Below are 14,771 nucleotides of genomic sequence, written 5' to 3'. Positions count from 1 at the left end.
AAGAATCTTCAAAGCGTGCTCCGCACGCGGGCCCTTGTCGCGCTCGGCGCAACCGCCCTCATCGTGCTGGCTGGCCCGGCGCTGGCCCAAAGCATTGACCTGTCACCCGTGCAGACGCTTCTGCAGGGCATCGTCGATGCGATCACCGGCCCCTTGGGCATCGTGATCGGGACACTGGCGCTGATCGGTGTGTTCCTCTCCTGGCTCTTCGGCATCCTCGACTTCCGCCAGGCGCTCTGGGTCGTGGTCGCAATCGCGGGCATCGCCGCAGCGCCCACCATCGTCGCCGCCATCTGGACGACCTGAGCAAAACTGATGTCTGACCAGTCCCGCGTGTTCATTGGCCTTCTCAGGCCGCCCAAGCTGATGGGCTTGCCGATCATGTACGCAATGGTCTGGCTCTTCGGCTCGACGCTCCTGTTCCTCTGGGTGCAGAGCTGGGTGGTGGCCGTCTTCGCGGGGCTGGCTTGGCCGGCGCTTTGGAAAGCCGCGGACTGGGATCCGAACTTCCTCGACGTCCTGGTGATCACCTTGCAGGAAACCCCACCCACGGCGAACCGCAAGCTCCACGGGGGCGACAGCTATGCCCCGTGATGGACTTGGCCGTGACGTGGCCGACGCCCTCGACCCGCTGACCGCGCTGCCGGCATGGGTCAAGGGCGAGAAGCGGCTCTCGTCGATGCTGCCCTATGTGAGCCTTGTCACCGACCGGACGATCCGGACGCGCGGTAACGAACTGATGCAATGCATCCGGCTCGAAGGGGTGAACAGCACCACGAGCGAGGACGCCCATCTCGACCGGATCGGCGGGCTTCTTGCCGGGATCGTCGCGCAGGTAGGGACGGAGTTTTCCTTCTACCTGCACAAGGTCTCGAAAGCGGTCGACGTGACCCTGCCGTCCATCCCGGGCGAGGGGTTCGCCGCCGCCGTGGACCAGCGCTGGCGCGCGCATCTGGGTCAATCCGGCCTGCGCGACAAGACGCTGACCCTGACGGTCCTGAAGCGCCCCGAGGCGGGGAGCCGTTTGCCCTTCGGTCTGGGGGCGTCGCGTGCGCGACATGCAGCGGACACAACCCGCCGCTTGCGCAAGCTCGACGAGGTCGTCGGGTTTCTCCTGTCGTCCTTCGACGAGCTGAAGCCGCGCCTGCTGGCCGCCAGCAGCGGCGAACTTCTGGGCTTCCTCGGCTCGCTCAACACCGGAGAAGAGCACCCGCTCTTCCCGCGGTCGCGTTTGGGCGTGATCGCCGAGGACGTGGCCAATACCCGGGTGACTTTTCGCGGCACGACCATCGCGCTTTCCGACGGTGCCGTAGGCGACAAGCTCGGCGCGATCTTCGCGGTGAAGAACTACCCCGCCAAGACCGACAGCCTGATGCTCGACGAGCTGAACCTGCCCGTCGACATGGTGGTCACGCACTCTTTCGTGCCGATCAACGCCAACATCATGGCGGGACGCATCAAGCGGCAGTTGCGCCTGATGCAGGCGGCCAACGACGGGGCCGTCAGCCTCGCTCAGGAGTTGGAACTCGCCCAGGACGATCTGGAATCCAAACGCCTGATCTTCGGCGAGCACCACATGACGGTGGCCGTCTATGCGCGCAGCCAAGCCGCACTTGACGATATCGCAGCCGAAATCCGCAACATCTCTGCCACCTCCGGCATCAACCTGATCTCGGAGGCCTTCGGGGCGCGGGCGCATTTCATGGCGCAACATCCCGGCAATACCGGGGCGCGAAGCCGCAAGGCAGCGATCACGAACCACAACTTCGCCGATCTCGCCACCTTTCACCGCACACCGCTTGGCAAGACTGGTAGGGAAGTGCCGTGGGGCGTGCCGATCACACTCTTCCCGACGCCCGAGCGCAGCGGCTTTCGCTTCAACTTCCACGAACAGGGCGCACCGGATCGCGAGCCTACCGGTGGCCACACCCTGATCCTAGGGCGCCCCGGCTCGGGCAAATCCGTGCTGGCGGCTTTCCTGATGACCATGGCACGGCGAGCAGGTGCGCGGGTCTTCGTCTTCGACTATCGCGCCGGCATGGAAATGGCCGTCCGCGCGCTAGGCGGCAGCTATTCGACCGTGCGGGCCGGCCGCCCCACGGGGCTCAATCCCCTGCAGACCGAAATCGACGCCCGCGGTCAGGCTTGGCTTGCCGATTGGCTCGCAAGCCTCCTCGAGCGCCGCGACCGGCCGCTGACCCCGGTGCAGACCAACCGCCTGCAGGAGGTCGTGCGCCAGAACGCCAGTGCGGGGAACGCGGGGCTGCGCAACTGGTCCGACTTCGCCTCACTCCTCGTCTCGACCGACGACGAGGGCGATCTCTTCGAGCGGATGCAGGAATGGACGGCCGATGGCCGCTACGGCTGGATCTTTGGGGCGAACACGGTCGATACGTTCCAGATCGGGGGCCGCACCGACGCGGACGTCGCGGGCTTTGATCTGACCGGCATCCTCGATTCCGAGAGCGAGCGGGAACGCATGGCGGTCCTCTCCTATCTCTTCCGCCGGGTCGAACGGGTGATCGAGGACCGCAAGCCCACGATCATCGTCATCGACGAAGCCTGGAAGGCGCTGGACAACGCGTATTTCGCGGAGCGGCTCTCGAACTGGCTGGTGACGGCGCGCAAGCAGAACGCGGTCGTCGTGATGATGACTCAATATGCCAGCCAGCTCGAGCGGACCCGGACCGGCAAGACCATCGTGGAAGCCGTGCCAACGCAGGTGCTCCTGCCCAACATCCGCGCCTCAGCCGCAGACTACGCGATGCTGGGCCTCAGCGACAAAGAACTCGACGTGCTTCTGGGCGTCGGCTCCGTCTCGCGGCTTGCGCTCGTGCGCGATGACCGGGGCGCGATGGTGATCGACGCCGATCTCAGCGCGCTCGGCCCCCTCGTGACCATCCTTGGCGGCATGGAGAAGGGCGAGGCCCTTGTCGGCCCGGATTACCGTGACCGCCCTGATTTCTGGAGAGTGACATGACCCGTTCCATAATCCGCAACGTTGTGCTGCTTGGCCTCGGCCTGACCCTGACAGCATGCGCGCAGCATAATCCCGCGCAGGCCAACTGCTTCAACTTTCGCGATGCACCCGCAAGAGGTGCCACTGCCACGACCACGATCTCGACCATGGGAACGGAAGTCACGCGGCGCGACACGACCTGCGATTTCGTGATGCTGGGGGCGGGCGGCTGAGCCAATGCGGACTTGGCTTCCCCTCTCGATGGTCAGCCTGGCGCTGGCTGGTCCCGCTGCGGGGCCAGCCAACGCCCAAGGCGTGCCGACTTTCGACCTGCGCCTCTTCGCAGAGCGGCAGGCAATCCTCGGGCAGACCGATCAGGATCTGGCGCTGCAGCAGGACCGGCTGACCCGCGAGGAGGAGCTGGCCGAGATCGAACGCGAGCAACTCGCCTCCCTCGAAGGATTGGTGGATGCCATGTCCCTCGGCTCCGGCGATGTCGCAGGCACCGTGGCCGGGCTCGAGGCGGGGCAGGGGGCTGTTGGCGACGTCGAAAGCGCAGCCGCCAGCCTCTACGCGCCCGAGGACAACAATCCGGCTGCAGCCCGGATGTTTGGCGATGCCCGGGAAGGGATCGAGGAGCTGATTATCCGCGCCGCGCGCGACACGCATAGCCTGCCAGGCGTAAGCCGCGCAGGGCTGTCACTGGTCCAGTGGCGCTGCCTTTTGCAGGCCCTGATCTGGCAGGAAAGCCGCTTCCAGATCGGGGCACGCTCCCCCGTTGGGGCTTTCGGGCTGACGCAGATCATGCCCGCTACCGCTAGCGATCTTGGCATCAACCCGGCCTACTACGACGACCCGTACCTGCAGGTCACAGGCGGTGCGCGTTACCTCGCGCAGATGCTGAACATGTTCGATGGCAACATCATCCATGCGCTGGCCGCTTACAACGCAGGCCCTGGCAACGTGCAGGACTACGGCGGCGTCCCGCCCTTTGCAGAGACCCAGCACTACGTGGTGGTGATACCGCAGCAGTACAACAGCTACCTCGCCGCCGTGGGCGGGATCGATGCGCTCGGCACGATCGATCCGGTCCTTCTGGCGAATGCGAGCTTCAGCCTCTCGGCTCATGGCGCAGGCGTCTATGGCGACTATTCGCTGGTCTCGGTCCAGGCCGCAGCCCTGCGGGTTCAGGACATCATCCGCCGCATCGGCGAGACTGAAGACCTGCACGAGGCCATCGCGCTCAATACCTATGCGCGCGCCGAACTTGCCCGGCTCGTCGCGATCCGCACCCGGATCAAGGCCGCCCAGACCCAGCCGCTGAGCGAGGAGCAACTCGCCATGGCCGCGGCCCAAGCCGCCGAGCGGCAGTTCATGGATTTCACCTTGGAGAGTTTGCGATGATCAAGCGCATGTCCCGTTCCCTTGCCACCGGTGCCGCGACACTTGCGCTTGGCCTCGCTTTTGCAGGTCCCGTCGCGTCACAGGGCGTGCCCACGGTCGATACCCAGAACATCGCCCAGGAAATCCGCCAGCTTCAGCAGATGCTGCAAGATTTCGGGATCCAGACCGATCTTCTGGACAATGCGCTGGCACAGCTCGACCTCCTGCAGCAGCAGTTCGATCAGCTCGAGGAGATGTATGCCTCGCTGACCGGGCCGCGTAGCATTCTGGGTCTCGCCATGGGCGGCGACCTCGACGGCCTCTTGCAGGCCAACTTCGAAGATATCCCTGGTCTGATCCGGGGCATCCAGGCGGGCGACTGGTCGAGCCTGATCGGCCCCAACGCGGGGCCTCTGCGCACGCAGATGAAACAGGCGCTTGCCAGTGCTGGCTTCGACGAGGACTCGCTGCGCGAGATCGCCACTAGCGGCAATCCTGGGGCCGAAGGTGTCGCCACCCGCGCCACGACCGGTGCTGTGATGTCGGCGGCCGCCCAGAACAGCCATTCCGAGGCGGCCCAGTCACTCGAACGCGTCGAACAGCTTGTCGCGATGATCCCCGACATGGAGGACCTGAAGGCATCGATGGACCACAACACCCGCGTCACCGCGGAACTGGCCATCGCCATGACTCGGATGTGGGAACTTGAAGCCATCCAGACCCTCGGCGCAGGGAACGCCGGGGTGGTGGATGCCGCCACCGTCGCCGAAGAGCGCCGCTATATGGACTTCACCCTGCCGAGCCTCGCGCCATGAGCAAGGCTCCAGATATGACGGCTGGCATGAGCGCGCGCGAACTGGTCGAAGAGGAGCTGATCCACGGCGCACTGCGCCGGGAGCAGCTCTGGCGGATGATCGGCCTTGGCGGGGCAGGCTTCGGCGTTTTCGGCTGCCTTGCGGCCGCTGCTGTCGCCCTGATGGTCGAGACGCCCCCACCGGTCGTCGTGCCCTATGATCCCGCCACGGGTCTGGCCCTGCCGAATGCAACGGTTGAGACGGTATCGCTTGCCGAGCGCCCGGCCATCATCGAGGCGCAGATCTATCGCTACATTCTGGATCGCGAGGCGTACAACCAGCTCGACAACGATCTACGCGTGCGCCGTGTGTTGGCGCAATCCAGCGGTGCTGCCGAGGCCAGCATGCGCGCCATGTGGACCTCGGGGCAGGAGAGCTACCCGCCGACCCGCTACGGCCCAGCCGCAGAGATGGCCGTCGAGATCGCCTCGATCACGCTCATCGGCGAGAACCGCGCGCAGGTGCGCCTCAGAAAGCGCCTGACGAGCCCGCAAGGGGCGCAGGACGGGTCGTTCACTGCAACACTGATGTTTGCCTTCCAACCCGAACGGACCCGCACGATCGACGACGTCTGGCAAAACCCCTTCGGCTTCACCGTCACCCAATATGCCATCCGATCGGACCGTTCCGAATGACCTCTGTTTTCGTCCGTACTTCCATGCACGCCCTGCTGGTCGCAAGTGCCCTGGCGCTCACTTCACTCCCAGCCTCGGCCGAGACCACGCCGCGCGCTGGCCCCCATGACAACCGCGTCCGGATCGCGAGCTGGACCGAGGGGGAGGTCTACCGGATCGTCACCACCCTGACCCGGGTCACCACCGTCGAATTCGGCGAGGGCGAGACTATCCGCTCGATCATCGCGGGCGACACGGTGGGCTTCCAGTTCGACGGCGTGCCGGGCGGACGCGCCTTCGCGATCAAGCCCGCCGCCTCGGGTGTGGCCACCAACATCACGGTCTACACGAACCGCCGTTCCTACTATTTCCACGTCGTCGAGGCGCGGGAGACCCCGCATTACGTGGTTCAGTTCCGCTACCCCGAGAGCCGCGCACAACCGGCCCGCGCGGTTGCCGCTGATGCGCCGAATGCAAACTACGCCGTCAGCGCCCAAGAGGAGTTCACACCGACGGCCGTCTGGGATGACGGCACCTTCACCTATTTCCGCTTCGCGCGAAACGCGCCGGTCCCGGCGATCTTCCGCTATGCCAATGGCGGCGAGCGGGCGGTGAACAGCACGGCACTCGAGGATGGTGTCATCCGCGTCTCGGGCGTCAATCGCCAATGGGTCCTGCGCCTCGGCGAAGACGAGGTCTGTGTTCAGGATATGGGTGGGCCCACATCATGAGCCAGGATACCGAAGACCTCGTCGCGCGCCTCGCGGCGCTTGAAGCAACGGGCGACAAGAAGCGCGGTGCCGCACGGCCCTCCCCGCTGGCCGCCATCCTCGGTGTGGCCGGGATCGTGGCCGTGGGCGGCTTGGCCTGGGCGGCCCTGCAGCCATCGCCAGAAGCGCCCCTGCCGACCGCCGCCCCCGAAGAGTTCCAGACGACAGGATCGGGCTTCGGTGACCTCGCGCCCATGCCCGTGGTAGAGTCTGCACCGGCGCCGGCCGAGACCGGCCCCTCCGCGTCAGAACTGGCGCTGATGGAAAGCCTCGCCACGCTGCGCGCGGAACTCGAAGACCTGCGCGCGCGGCCCGTCGAGGCATCGGACAGCGGCGCGGAGCAGGCCATCGCCGATCTTACGGCGCAGATCGCGGCGCTGCAGGAGGCCTCGACCGAGGCGCAGCGAGCACTCGAACGGCAATTGACCGAACGCGATCGCGAGCTTGACCAGCTGCGCATGGACCTCGAGGTCGCGCGGCTGACACCGCCTGCGCCGACGGACCTCGGACCGAACGAGGAGGATTTGCGTCTGGCGGAACTTGAACGCCGCCGGATCGCGGAGGCCGAGGCGCGGGCCGAACGCATCGCCTCGCCCATGATCGCGTTTTCCGGGATCGGGGCAGGGACCGACCGGGAGAACAGCATCGAGGCCGCGCGCCTGAATGAGGACGAAGCCTTCGTGCGCGCAGGCGCAAGGCCCGCCCCGGTGACGCGGGCCGAGGTGATCGTGAACCCTGGCAACACCGTCGTGCAAGGCACGATGATCCAGGCCGTGACCGAGACGGCACTGGACAGCACGCTGCCTGGTGCAATCCGCGCCATCGTCTCCGAGGACGTTCATTCCTTCGACGGTACGCGCGTCCTGATCCCGCGCGGCGCGCGCCTTGTGGGGCGCTATCGCTCCGATGTGGCGCTCGCGCAGTCGCGGGTGATGGTGGCCTGGGACCGCATCATCCTGCCCGACAACCAGACCGTGGAAATCAGCGCTTTTGGCGGAGACGAGCTCGGCCGCACCGGTACCACCGGGTTTGTTGACACCCGTTTTGCGCAGCGCTTCGGCTCCGCCGCGCTGATCTCGCTGATCGGGGCCTTGCCCGCAGCCGCCGCCGGACAAATCGAGGATGAGGCTGCCGCCGACATCGCGAGCGACGTCGGCACGGACCTGCGCGACAGTACCCAAAGCGTCATGCAGGACTATCTGGCGATCCGGCCCGTGATCCATGTCGACCAGGGCACCCGGATCACAGTCATGGTCGACCGCGATCTGGAGATTTTCTGACATGGCAGCGAGCTATCTCGAAGCCTCGCTCGACCGGCTTGGCGCGCCCGTGCAGCGCGACGACACGATCGAGATCTGCATCAACCCCGACGGCCACGTCTGGGGCGAATTCCAGGGCGATCATTTCATGCGCGGCCTCGGTACGCCGCTGACCCAGACCGAGATCAAGGACCTCGGCAATCAGATCGCCTCGGCCGCCTCGACCACGCTCAGCACCAAGAAACCCATCGTCTCGGTCTCGATCCTCTACCGGGCTCGTCCGATCCGGGCGCAGGTGATCCAGCCTCCTGCCGTCGAGGGCGGCTTCTCCATCTCGCTACGGTTCTTCTCCTCCCTGCCACTGGAGGCCATCAAGCTTGGCTTCCTCTATGGCAAGGAGCGCAGCCTCGAAGGTCTGCGCCGCGAACGGAACGCTGCGCTCCGCGATGTGGTGGCCTCCGGCGACATCGATGCCGCCCTGCGCTTCTGCGTCGAGAACAAGCTCAACATGATCGTTTCAGGCGGCACCTCGACCGGCAAGACAGTCGCGGCGCGCAAGATCCTTTCGCTGATCCCACCCGAGGAGCGGATCATCACCATTGAGGAGGCGGCGGAACTGCGCCCTGAACAGCCGAATGCCGTGACGCTGATTGCGGACCGGGACACGGATGCCCGCAGCGCCGATGTGCTTCTGGCCTCGACCTTACGCATGCGGCCTGATCGGATCGTGCTGGGTGAGGTTCGGGGGCGGGAGGCCATGACCTTCCTCGAGGCGATCAACACCGGCCATGGCGGTTCGCTCACCACCCTGCATGCCGAGACCCCGCAACTGGCCGTCCGCCGCCTCGCCATCGCGGCCCTGAAAACCGATGTGCCGATGACCTATGCCGACATGGTCGACTACATCGAGGGCTCCATCGACGTGATCATCCAGGCGGGCCGCCACGACGGCGCCCGCGGCATCACCGAGTTCTTCCTGCCCGGGCAGGCAAGACATCCAGACCAGAACAAGGGTCCGACCGAGGGCACGAAGCGCCCCACGGTCGCGGCCAAATGAACCGAAAGGAAATCCCCATGCGCAAGATCACCCTCGCCGCAGCTGTCACCCTGCTGGCCGCGCCGCTCGCGGCGCAGACCTCGCCTCAGGTCACGAATGATCTCACCGTGACCATCGCGCCCCAGCAATACCGGATCTGCAACGACCGGCCCGCACGGCCGACCTGGATGGACGAGGTTCACCCGCGCGAGGCCTACGAGGCGCTGACGTTGATGCGGCTCTATGAGTTGCGGTCCTGGGAGGCGATCAAGGAAACTGGCGACTGCGGCTGTGATGTCCGCTTCCCGTCATGGGATGCGGCCTCCGCCGAGTACGAGGAACGGTTCGCGACAAGCACTCAGGCGGAGCATACTCAAGCTCGGCTGGCCATTCGGAACGAGCAGAACCAGATTGCCCGCGACGTCCAGGATATCTGCGAAACGCAAGGCAACTGGTAATGAGCATCGTCAGCTGGATGGTCGGAACGGCCGACGGCTTCCTTGCCGATGCGGCAGAGTCCCAGTTCGGGGCTGTGGCCAGCAATACCGGCACGATCGTCCTGCTGATGGTCACGCTCTCGCTGATCGGCGTCTGTATCAACATGGCCTTCCAGTTCCGCAGCATGGATGGGGCCAGCTTCTTCTGGTACCTGATCAAGCTGACGCTTATAGGTCTCTTTGCCTTCAACTGGGCCAACTTCAACGCGGTCGCCAATGCCGTGATCGGCGGGCTCGACTACGTCGCCGGGGCCCTGATCTCTTCGGTCGGTGGCGGCGGGGCAGGGGCCACGTACTTTGCCGCCGAGTTCGATGATCTCATCACGGAGTTCAGCCAGTACCTGAACGCGATCGGCAACAACCTGAACTGGATGACTGGCGCGATACTCGGCGGCATCGGTCTGGTGCTCCTGAGCCTCCTTGGCTTCATGACCGGCATCGTCCTCATCTTCGCCAAGATGATGCTGACACTGATGCTCGGTCTTGCGCCGATCATGATCGCCCTGTCGCTCTTCGATGCGACCAAGGATTTCTTCCACAGATGGGTCTCGACGACGATCAGCTACGCCTTCTACCCCATCGTCATCGCCGCCATGTTCTCGACCGTCGTCGGCATGGCGAATTCGCTCTTGGCCCAGCTCGGCGACCCGAACTCGGCCACCAACATCGGCTCGCTGGTGCCGTTCTTCGTGATGGTGTTCCTGGCCAAGGGCTTCGTCGCAGCAACGCCGCTGATCGTGCGGGGGATCTCGGGGAACCTGATGGTGGCTGCAGCACCTGCAATCGTCAGCGGGTCAGCAGGGGTGTTGCGGGGGCTAATGAACACCTCTGGTGTGCAGGGCCGGGCGAGGATCGGCGCACTGACGACGGGTGAGGCGATCGGGCGGGGTGCGGTGCAGACGCCTGGCGCCGTGCGGAGCGCCGCGGCAACCGCAAGCGCGCAGGTGGTACGGATGGCCGAGAGGGCGAAGCGGCTGGGGGGGTGAGGTCATACAGTTCTTTCACGATGAACAAGGTTTTTTGGTCGTTCAATCATCATGTTGAGTGATGCGGCCACGCACCGTTGAAGAAGGACGAAAAGAACACACCATGAACAATCCGGGGGCTTACCCCGGATTGCTTTGGGCATAATTCCCGGATAATGTGGTGCCATGCGTTACACTCAGAGCCAGATCCGTGAACTCCTGTCCATTTCTGTGGACGCCTTTCGAACGTGGCGGGAAGCCATCCCGGCGTTGGCTGCGCACAGAGGTCATGCGCCGAGCTTCACACCCGGTGAAGTCGTTTGTTTGGCGATCATGGCTGAGTTGATCAGGGATTTCGGTATGCGTGTGGGAACAGCGAGCGACCGTTTCGATCAACTCTTCACGGAATGCCGAGGAAAGTCTTGGCTCTCGCTTGAAGACTGTGTGTGCTTGATTGATGCCGATAGCTTCTCCTTAGTCAACGTAAGTTCTGTCCAAGGCCGCCTATGGGACGTGTCAACAATCTGTGTTCCATGTGCACCCATCATTGCGCGTCTGCGCGTGACGCTTACGGCAACTGAAGTCGATCAAGTCCAAGGCAATCTGAAGTTTCCGCCGACTTCATTGCCCATGAGGCCGGAACGCAGCGGTAAACGAGCATGACAGATATCGTGCGATCCACGTTGGCACCGGAGTGGAAGGATCGTTTGGGGCTGACACGCCGACGCGCACCCGAACTCTACGAGTCAGCCGAGAGCGTCAGCGACGTGCCGCATGCGGCGGCCATCCGCGCCGCCCTGACCGAAATGGGCGTATCTGCAGTTTTCTGCGTCCAAGGTGTCCCAACTGTCGCGATCCTCGAAGCCGATCAATACGACCGTGCGAGGATAATCGACCTTCACGGCGCACTGTGGAATCAGGGACTGGCGAGCCTCTTGTTGGTCATTGCCGAGAATAAGCTCAGAGCGTTTTCGCTCGCCCGTACTCCGTTGAGCGATCCCGGTGATGCCTTCGAGACGCGCTGTCTTGTCGACAGTCTGAGCTTGACCACAGAAACACTTAGATTTCAAAATCTCATCTACGGTGCAGAGTCTGGGCGTCTCTGGAAGGACTTCTGCGAGTTTTTCCCGCAAAAAGAACGCATCGATCAGGTCTTGCTCGACAATCTGAATGAGTCCCACAATCTCCTGCAGAAAGCAGCGCTTGCCCCCGACGCAGCACAAGCGCTGCTCATACAGGCGATGTTTATCGCCTATCTTGAAGACCGGGACATCGTAACGCCTGCCTATTTTGGAGCCGTCTCTGCCAATAGAGTCGAGAGTTTTTCGGCGCTGTTGGAAAGCGGCGACGTCGATCTCTTCCGGTCTTTCTTTCGAACGCTCCATGCGGATTTCAACGGCGATCTGTTCGTCGCGCCATGCTCTTTTGAGCCCAAGGACGAGGCACCAGAAGTCACGTCCGACCATTTAAAAATTCTGGCTGTCTTCCGATCAGGCCGCGAAGAGATAGCGAATTCCGGCCAGCAGCGGTTCTGGGGCTATGATTTCCGCTATATCCCGATAGAACTGGTCAGCGCCGTCTATGATCGATTTCTAGGTGAGCGCGAGGCCGAACGCCGCGCCAACGGCGCGTTCTACACACCCATGTTCCTTGCCGACACCGTCATTTCCCAAGTCTGGGAGATGTTGCCGGATTCAACTAGGACGACCGGGAACTTCCTTGACCCTGCCTGCGGGTCTGGCGTGTTCCTCGTTCGCTCGTTTCAGAGGATGTGTGAGAATTGGCGGGCTAAACACAAAACGCAGACGATTTCATGGAAGACTTTGCTATCGCTGCTGAGCCAAATCCATGGCTGGGATTTGAACAGCGGCGCAGTTCGGGTCGCTGTATTCTCGCTCTACGTTGCCCTCCTCGAGGAGGTGTCGCCACGCGACATCCGAAAACTCATCACCCGCGGAAAGCTCCTCCCGGAACTCTGGGGCAAGACACTTGTTTGCCGTGACTTTTTTGAAGTGTCGCCGGACAGCGACCGGTACGAGGTCATCATCGGCAATCCACCGTGGACTAGTCGGCGCGGTCAGGCACGTTCGTCCGTGAAGTGGACCAAGAAAGCAGGGTACCCGATGCCGGGTGGCGAGGACGCTTGGGCATTCAGTTGGAAAGCCCTCTCGCATCTTGCCGACGGTGGACTGGTTGCGTTCCTCCTGCCGGCGATGGGGTTTTTGCACAACCATGCAAAAAACACTGTTGAAGCACGTGATGCATTTTTCCGGAAATCCCAAGTCCGTCGCGTCGTCAACTTTGCCGACCTTCGCTTTCAGCTTTTCGAGAAAGCCCATCGCCCTACGGCTCTGATCATCTATGGCAGCGCGAATGCGGGTGATTTCCCGTATCGCTTCGACTACTGGGCGCCGAAGGCAGACCTCAACCTGCGCATCAAGCGTGTCATCACTCTGAGCAGCGCAGACAAGGCCTCGCTCGGGGTAGGTGCGGTGCTCGACAATCCGCTGATCTTCAAGCAGCGCCTTTGGATGCGCGAACCGGACGCCAAGCTTTTCGGCTATCTCTCACGGCTTCCCAAGCTAGAGGCCTTCATCAATGATTTTGGTAGCCTAAGCCGTCGGCGCGAAGAGCCGGGCGATCGCTGGGTGATCGGGCAAGGCTATCAACCTTTCAATGACGACAGCGATAGCGATGCGCCGCCACTAGAAAGCGCGTATGTGGGCCGACTGCCGGACCTACCCATCGCGGCCTACTCGCGCCTAGCTCAGACAGTGGAAGGCTTGATTCCGGCCGCATCGTCGACGGTTCGCCGTCGCGGATTCGAGGCCGGGTTCAATGGCCCGCGGATCCTTATCCCGCGTGGGGTCGAGACATCGCAGAACCGTCTTCGCGCCGCCTATTGTGATCAGCCTCTGTCCTTCCAGCATATCTTTCAGGCGATCGTGGTGCCGGAGGGCGAGAGCGACCGTGCCAAGCTCCTGACCGCGATACTCAATAGTCGCATCGCGGTTTGGTACGCTTTTCATGGCACTGCATCATTCGGGTCAGATCGACCCGAGGTTCAGCAGGCCGACCTACTCCGCTTGCCATTCCCATCACCTGACGATGTCCCAGATCAAGCCGGAGCAGCCCGAGCGGCGTTGGAGCTGATCGCAATCGTGGACGATGCACGAAAACGTTCCAACGAGCCGTTTTCAGTTCAGGTCGATGACATCGAGATCCTTCGGACGATCGACCGGCTTGCATACCAATATTTTTGCTTGTCTCCTGATGAAATCGTGCTGATTGACGATACCGTCGAGGCGATCCTTCCTGCGCTTCAGCCCCATGAAGGCCACTTCCCGAAGCTCTGGGGCGCGCCTGACGAACTGCAACGCGCTCAATATGCGAACACATTGTCGGCGAGCCTCGCGGAATGGTTCAAAGGCAAGAAGATCGATGCGCGCCTTGTCGCGCGCGGCGCTGACCTCGCGATCCTACGCCTGCACCTGGGCGGTCATGAAGATTATGCCGAAGACGCGGCAGGCGAGCTCAGCGACGTGCTAGAGCAACTTGCCGCCCACATTCACAGACCCCTCAACGGCAATTTCCAGCTCATGCCAGAACTGCGCGTTTTCGTCGGGAACTGCCTCTACCTCATAAAGCCTATGCAGATGCGCTTCTGGCTACGCTCCACGGCGCTCGCCGACGCCGATGGAATAGCGCTCGACCTTCAGCAAGCCGCCGCCGCGCCCCAGCAGCGGGGCGCGGATTGATGTTGATCGGTGATGTGCAGGGATGGGTCGACAATTTCGTTTCGTTTGACGATCGCTTCATGGAGAGGATCGTGGCGGTGTGGCCAGAGTGCATGGCTGTTCTTCCTGAACAACCAGGGGAAGATGACATCACCATCAACCTCGTCGACCGACTCGCCAAGGACATCGTAGTGCGTCGGCTATGCCATTGGGTTGAGTATCAGTTCGAGCCGTTCGGCCTAGCGGCTGACGGGTCGAAATACAGCAAGGGTATCATCGACATCGCCGTGCTCTTCGACTGGGATCGGGAGCGATACTTGGCCTATGAGTGCAAGCGGCTCAACGTGATCAATGGCGGAAACCGCAGTTCCTTGGCTACTGTGTACGTCACGCAGGGCATGATGCGTTTTCTCACCGAACAGTACGCCGAGCAACTACCTGTAGGGTGCATGGTGGGTTATGTGATCGACGGCGACGTACACTTCGCACTTTCGCGTATTGCAGACGCAATCAGCGGCCATCGCCCTCTTGAACTCGCTGAGGGGCCTACACCCCTTGCCGCCATCCAAACGATAGAACGTTTCCGCACAGTGCACACCCGCCCATCTGGGTCGAAAATCGAACTTCGACACGCGCTGCTTTCGAAGATATCAGCGGCGGCGGAAAAATGCTAACGGGGTTAGCTGCAAGCAACTCG

At 63.1% G+C, this 14,771-nt stretch carries 14 protein-coding genes; all 14 read left to right on the top strand.

Translation table 11 applies throughout. The features are described from left to right. Positions 1 to 15 precede the first annotated feature (15 nt). The 14 genes from VDQ28_RS02380 (at position 16) to VDQ28_RS02315 (ending at position 14,748) form a co-directional block, all read left to right on the top strand. Positions 16 to 306, top strand: coding sequence for a TrbC/VirB2 family protein (locus tag VDQ28_RS02380; protein WP_323034442.1), 291 nt, complete (start codon positions 16 to 18; stop codon positions 304 to 306). Positions 307 to 315: 9 nt separating this feature from the next. Beyond that, complete coding sequence (locus tag VDQ28_RS02375; RefSeq protein WP_045682577.1) at positions 316 to 594, top strand: type IV secretion system protein VirB3; 279 nt, start codon at positions 316 to 318, stop codon at positions 592 to 594. Then, the gene (locus tag VDQ28_RS02370; RefSeq protein WP_323034429.1) at positions 584 to 2,980 is read left to right on the top strand and encodes a type IV secretion system protein B4; all 2,397 of its coding nucleotides are present in this window, start codon (positions 584 to 586) and stop codon (positions 2,978 to 2,980) included. The genes VDQ28_RS02375 and VDQ28_RS02370 overlap by 11 nt, the downstream gene beginning before the upstream one ends. Then, positions 2,977 to 3,192 carry a hypothetical protein gene (locus VDQ28_RS02365; protein WP_323034428.1) on the top strand — a complete coding sequence of 72 codons (216 nt, stop codon included), beginning with the start codon at positions 2,977 to 2,979 and terminating at the stop codon, positions 3,190 to 3,192. Before VDQ28_RS02370 ends, VDQ28_RS02365 begins: the two co-directional genes overlap by 4 nt. A 4-nt stretch (positions 3,193 to 3,196) precedes the next feature. Beyond that, positions 3,197 to 4,363 (top strand): lytic transglycosylase domain-containing protein, encoded by a 1,167-nt coding sequence (locus VDQ28_RS02360; protein WP_323034427.1) that lies wholly within the window; start codon positions 3,197 to 3,199, stop codon positions 4,361 to 4,363. Continuing rightward, positions 4,360 to 5,157, top strand: coding sequence for a type IV secretion system protein (locus tag VDQ28_RS02355; RefSeq protein WP_323034426.1), 798 nt, complete (start codon positions 4,360 to 4,362; stop codon positions 5,155 to 5,157). Before VDQ28_RS02360 ends, VDQ28_RS02355 begins: the two co-directional genes overlap by 4 nt. Positions 5,158 to 5,183: 26 nt before the next feature. Further along, positions 5,184 to 5,831: a type IV secretion system protein gene (locus tag VDQ28_RS02350; protein ID WP_323034441.1), complete on the top strand. Its 648-nt coding sequence runs from the start codon at positions 5,184 to 5,186 to the stop codon at positions 5,829 to 5,831. Positions 5,832 to 5,854: 23 nt separating this feature from the next. Beyond that, positions 5,855 to 6,541: a TrbG/VirB9 family P-type conjugative transfer protein gene (locus VDQ28_RS02345; protein WP_323034440.1), complete on the top strand. Its 687-nt coding sequence runs from the start codon at positions 5,855 to 5,857 to the stop codon at positions 6,539 to 6,541. Next, complete coding sequence (locus tag VDQ28_RS02340; protein ID WP_323034425.1) at positions 6,538 to 7,860, top strand: TrbI/VirB10 family protein; 1,323 nt, start codon at positions 6,538 to 6,540, stop codon at positions 7,858 to 7,860. The genes VDQ28_RS02345 and VDQ28_RS02340 overlap by 4 nt, the downstream gene beginning before the upstream one ends. Position 7,861: 1 nt before the next feature. Beyond that, positions 7,862 to 8,896 carry an ATPase, T2SS/T4P/T4SS family gene (locus tag VDQ28_RS02335; RefSeq protein WP_323034424.1) on the top strand — a complete coding sequence of 345 codons (1,035 nt, stop codon included), beginning with the start codon at positions 7,862 to 7,864 and terminating at the stop codon, positions 8,894 to 8,896. A gap of 17 nt (positions 8,897 to 8,913) precedes the next feature. Then, on the top strand, positions 8,914 to 9,333 hold the full coding sequence (locus VDQ28_RS02330) for a hypothetical protein (protein WP_323034423.1): 420 nt from the start codon (positions 8,914 to 8,916) through the stop codon (positions 9,331 to 9,333). Continuing rightward, entirely contained in the window at positions 9,333 to 10,358 is a 1,026-nt protein-coding gene (locus VDQ28_RS02325) for a type IV secretion system protein (RefSeq protein WP_323034422.1), read from the top strand. Before VDQ28_RS02330 ends, VDQ28_RS02325 begins: the two co-directional genes overlap by 1 nt. Before the next feature lie 638 nt (positions 10,359 to 10,996). After that, a complete protein-coding gene (locus VDQ28_RS02320) occupies positions 10,997 to 14,095 on the top strand; it encodes an HsdM family class I SAM-dependent methyltransferase (protein ID WP_323034421.1) in 3,099 nt (1,032 codons plus the stop codon). Then, positions 14,095 to 14,748 carry a hypothetical protein gene (locus VDQ28_RS02315; protein WP_323034420.1) on the top strand — a complete coding sequence of 218 codons (654 nt, stop codon included), beginning with the start codon at positions 14,095 to 14,097 and terminating at the stop codon, positions 14,746 to 14,748. Before VDQ28_RS02320 ends, VDQ28_RS02315 begins: the two co-directional genes overlap by 1 nt. Positions 14,749 to 14,771: the final 23 nt, after the last annotated feature.

The sequence above is a fragment of the Pararhodobacter sp. genome (genome assembly GCF_034676545.1).
GTDB lineage: Bacteria > Pseudomonadota > Alphaproteobacteria > Rhodobacterales > Rhodobacteraceae > Pararhodobacter.
The sequence above is the reverse complement of the archived record's forward strand: the minus strand, read 5'-3'. Positions and strand labels throughout refer to the sequence as shown.

Excerpts from the sequence above, each read along its gene's own strand:
- VDQ28_RS02355 (WP_323034426.1), top strand. The coding sequence starts at position 4,360 with ATGATCAAGCGCATGTCCCGTTCCCTTGCCACCGGTGCCGCGACACTT.
- VDQ28_RS02335 (WP_323034424.1), top strand. The coding sequence starts at position 7,862 with ATGGCAGCGAGCTATCTCGAAGCCTCGCTCGACCGGCTTGGCGCGCCC.
- VDQ28_RS02315 (WP_323034420.1), top strand. The coding sequence starts at position 14,095 with ATGTTGATCGGTGATGTGCAGGGATGGGTCGACAATTTCGTTTCGTTT.
- VDQ28_RS02325 (WP_323034422.1), top strand. The coding sequence starts at position 9,333 with ATGAGCATCGTCAGCTGGATGGTCGGAACGGCCGACGGCTTCCTTGCC.
- VDQ28_RS02370 (WP_323034429.1), top strand. The coding sequence starts at position 584 with ATGCCCCGTGATGGACTTGGCCGTGACGTGGCCGACGCCCTCGACCCG.
- VDQ28_RS02320 (WP_323034421.1), top strand. The coding sequence starts at position 10,997 with ATGACAGATATCGTGCGATCCACGTTGGCACCGGAGTGGAAGGATCGT.
- VDQ28_RS02345 (WP_323034440.1), top strand. The coding sequence starts at position 5,855 with ATGCACGCCCTGCTGGTCGCAAGTGCCCTGGCGCTCACTTCACTCCCA.
- VDQ28_RS02350 (WP_323034441.1), top strand. The coding sequence starts at position 5,184 with ATGAGCGCGCGCGAACTGGTCGAAGAGGAGCTGATCCACGGCGCACTG.
- VDQ28_RS02330 (WP_323034423.1), top strand. The coding sequence starts at position 8,914 with ATGCGCAAGATCACCCTCGCCGCAGCTGTCACCCTGCTGGCCGCGCCG.
- VDQ28_RS02365 (WP_323034428.1), top strand. The coding sequence starts at position 2,977 with ATGACCCGTTCCATAATCCGCAACGTTGTGCTGCTTGGCCTCGGCCTG.
- VDQ28_RS02360 (WP_323034427.1), top strand. The coding sequence starts at position 3,197 with ATGCGGACTTGGCTTCCCCTCTCGATGGTCAGCCTGGCGCTGGCTGGT.
- VDQ28_RS02340 (WP_323034425.1), top strand. The coding sequence starts at position 6,538 with ATGAGCCAGGATACCGAAGACCTCGTCGCGCGCCTCGCGGCGCTTGAA.
- VDQ28_RS02375 (WP_045682577.1), top strand. The coding sequence starts at position 316 with ATGTCTGACCAGTCCCGCGTGTTCATTGGCCTTCTCAGGCCGCCCAAG.